The following is a 3290-nucleotide window of genomic DNA, read 5'->3' as shown; positions in this document are numbered from 1 at the left end:
GCCCGCAGCCGGCCCCGGCCGGCCCCGGCGCACCGGCGGCGGCCCCGTCCGCCGGCCCCGGCCCCGGCCCCGGCCCCGGCCCGGGCCCCGGCCCCGTGCAGGGCGGGCCGACCTCCTCGGCGCCCTCGCCCTCGCCGACCCAGACCGTCGCGCCCGCCACCCTCACCATCAGCTCGGTGAACCTGGACTCGCTGTCCTGCAGCGGCCAGTGGGCCCTGACCGCCACCGTCACCGTGGCCGCCCAGGGCAACGCGACCGGCACCCTGACCCTCAGCTGGTACCACAGCTCGGGCGGACGCGCCGCCACCGTCGCCACCGACACCGTGCCGGTCCAGAACGGCCGCGCCACCATCACCCGCGTCCACAACTTCGGCTCCGCCGACAACTCCACGACCTGGGGCGTACGCGTCGGCACCAGCCCGGCCGCGACCGCACCGGGCAAGACGTCCGCCGAGCTGTACGCCTTCACCTGCAACCCGCCCCGCTGACGCCCTGTCGGCCCCGGTCACACCCGCCCCACCCCTCGCCCTGGAGAAAGCCATGTCCACGCCCCACCCCGACGCCGCCCCCACCCCGGGCGCCGACCAGACCGTCCGGCTCGGTCCGGGTACGGGCGAGGGGGAGGAGACCAGCCGTACGGACGCCGTCGAGGCGACGGTGCGCCTCGGCGGCGTTTCCGACCCGCGCGCGGACCGGACCGTCCGGCTGCCCCGCTCGCCGCTGGGCGGGCCGGATGCGGTGGAGACGGTCCGTCTGGACAACGAGGAGCGCCTGCGCCTGACGGGGGAGTCCGGGACGGTTCCGCTGCCGCGCCCGCCGTTGGGTGGGCCGGATGTGGTGGAGACGGTGCGCCTCGACAACGAGGAGCGCCTGCGTCTGACGGGGGAGTCCGGGACGGTTCCGCTGCCGCGCCCGCCGCTGGGTGGGCCGGATGTGGTGGAGACGGTGCGCCTCGACAACGAGGAGCACCTGCGCCTGACGGGGGAGGGCGAGACCGTCCCGTTCCCCCGGCCGCCGCTGGGCGGGCCGGACGCGGTGGAGACGGTCCGTCTGGACAAGGGGGAGTCCGGGACGGTCCCGCTGCCCCGCTCGCCGCTCGGCGCGCCCGACCCGCGCGCGGACCGCACCGTCCGGCTCTCCTCGTCGCCCGCGCCCGCCGCCACACCGGACGCCGAGGCCACCGTGCGCCTCGACTCCGCCGAGGCCGAGAGCGCGACGTTCCTCGACCCGCGGGTGTGGGGCGGCGCACCGGGGACGGGGGAGAGCGCCACACTGCCCGAGCCGATCCCGCTGCCCGAGGCCGGGGCGGAGGCCGAGGCCGAGAGCGCGACCTTCCTCGACCCGCGGGTGTGGGGCGGCGCACCGGGGGAGAGCGCCACGTTGCCCGAGCCGATCCCGCTGCCCGAGGAGGCCGCGCCCGAGGAGCCCGCGCCCGAGGCCTCCGTATCCACCCCGGCCGCCGCACCGGACGAACACCCCCTCGCCCCCGGCGAGTTGCGCCGCTTCGGCCCCGGCGTCCCGCCACAGGCCGCCGCCGCGTGGCACGGCGAGACGCCCGCGGACCGGCAGCCCAAGCGGCCCCGCCGCGTGCGCAGGTGGCTGGTGCCGGTGGCCGTGCTCCTCGCCGTCCTGGCACTGCTGTTCTGGCGCTTCCACACCACTGCCCTCGCCATCACCTCCGTCGGCGTGACCACCGACCCGGCGGGCCCCGGCTGCGGCGGCACCGCCGTCGTCACGGCCTCGGTGGAGACCAACGGCGGCGCCGGCAGCATCCGTTACCGCTGGCAGCGCAGCGACGGCACGACCTCGGACGAGCTCGTGCAGGACGTCCGCTCCGGCACCCGCCACACCGACCTGGTGCTGCGCTGGACCTTCGACGGCCAGGGCTCCCTCCAGGCCACCGCCACCCTGCAGATCCTCTCGCCCGGCACCCGCACCGCGACCGCCACCTTCCCCTACCACTGCTCCTGATCCCCCGAGCCCGGGACCCGCCTCGGACGCCCCGCCCGTCCCGTAGCGTTTGCCTCCCGCCGCGGGGACCCGCGGCACGCCAAGGGGAGGGCACCGTGAACTCGCTCGTGTCGAAGGCTCGTTGGTTAGGCGCTCTGGTGGCGGCGGGAGCACTGCTGCTCGCCGGGGCCGGCGCCGCGGGGGCGGACGACGCGCCCGACGGGCCGGTCCGGGGTGTCCCGCAGACCGTCGCCCTGGGCTCGGAGCCCGCCTCGGTGGCGGTCGGCCCGGACGGGCGCACGGCGTACGTCTCGGTCAAGGACGGCATGAACGGCGTCAAGCTGAAGGCGGTCGACACCCGGAGCGGTGCGGTCACCGCCACGGTCACGCTGACCACCGGGTACGGGGCCGACGCCGGGCCGGTGGCGGTCAGCCCGGACGGCTCGCGGGTCTACGTGCTGTTCGGCGCGATGAGCCTGCTGCCGCTGTCCACGCTGGGCGCCGTCGACACGGCCACCGGCACGGTGGTCTCCACCACGCTCGCGCCGGACCAGCCGCGCCCGGACGGGACCAGCCCCGGGGGCCTGAGCGCACTGACGGTCAGCCCGGACGGCTCACGGGTCTACGTCACCCAGGACGGACCCTCGCCCTGGCACCAGCCGGTCCAACCGGGCGCCCGGGTCCTGGAGTTCTCCCCGCAGCAGCAGGCGTTCACCGCCGCCGTCACGGTACCCGGCCGCTCCCTGTGGTCGGTGGTCACCCGGCCGGACGGCGCCGACACCTACGTCAGCACCGACGAGGGCCTGGACCACCTGGACACCGGCGCCGAGCCCCCGGCCGTGGCCGGGACCGTCGCCGCCCCCGGCACCAGGACCGCTCTGGCACTGGCCCCGGACGGCACCCGCGTGTACGGCGTGAGCAGCACCGGCACCGGCTACACGGTCGACCCCGCCGCCGACACCGTCACCGCGACCACGGACCTGGGCATCACCCCGGCACAAACGCTGCACGACCCGTCGGTCAGCCCGGACGGCACCCGGCTGTACATCGCCTGCCTGGACTCCTCCAGCTCCACCGGCAAGGCCCGGATCCTCTCCCTCGACACCTCGACCAACACCCCCGTCCCGGCCGAGGCGGTCACCGGTCTCAACTGGGTGACGGCCCTGGCGGTGGGCCCCGACGCCCACACCCTCTACATCGCCGACGGCGACCTGCGGATCGTCGGCATCTGACGGGATCCCGCCGGCCCCCCCCCCGGGGGCGGGGCCGGCGCCCGCCGGTTGGATAGGACGCGACCCCCCCCCCCTACCCCAAACAAATACACCCCGAACGGCCCCCAC

At 76.8% G+C, this 3290-nt stretch carries 3 protein-coding genes; all 3 read left to right on the top strand.

Going from position 1 to position 3290, the window contains the following annotated elements:
• The coding region (locus ACFV4F_RS34410) for a hypothetical protein (RefSeq protein WP_380508567.1) at positions 1-488 on the top strand (488 nt) is incomplete at its 5' end.
• Between the two features lie 52 nt (positions 489-540).
• Positions 541-1971, top strand: a complete 1431-nt coding sequence (locus tag ACFV4F_RS34405; protein ID WP_380508564.1) for a hypothetical protein — start codon at positions 541-543, stop codon at positions 1969-1971.
• A gap of 137 nt (positions 1972-2108) precedes the next feature.
• The gene (locus ACFV4F_RS34400) at positions 2109-3182 is read left to right on the top strand and encodes a hypothetical protein (RefSeq protein WP_380508561.1); all 1074 of its coding nucleotides are present in this window, start codon (positions 2109-2111) and stop codon (positions 3180-3182) included.
• Positions 3183-3290: the final 108 nt, after the last annotated feature.

Source organism: Kitasatospora sp. NPDC059722 (genome assembly GCF_042733235.1).
Taxonomy (GTDB): domain Bacteria; phylum Actinomycetota; class Actinomycetes; order Streptomycetales; family Streptomycetaceae; genus Kitasatospora.
The sequence above is the reverse complement of the archived record's forward strand: the minus strand, read 5'-3'. Positions and strand labels throughout refer to the sequence as shown.

Bases quoted from the DNA above. Each gene is read 5' to 3' on its own strand.
- ACFV4F_RS34405 (WP_380508564.1), top strand. From the start codon at position 541: ATGTCCACGCCCCACCCCGACGCCGCCCCCACCCCGGGCGCCGACCAG.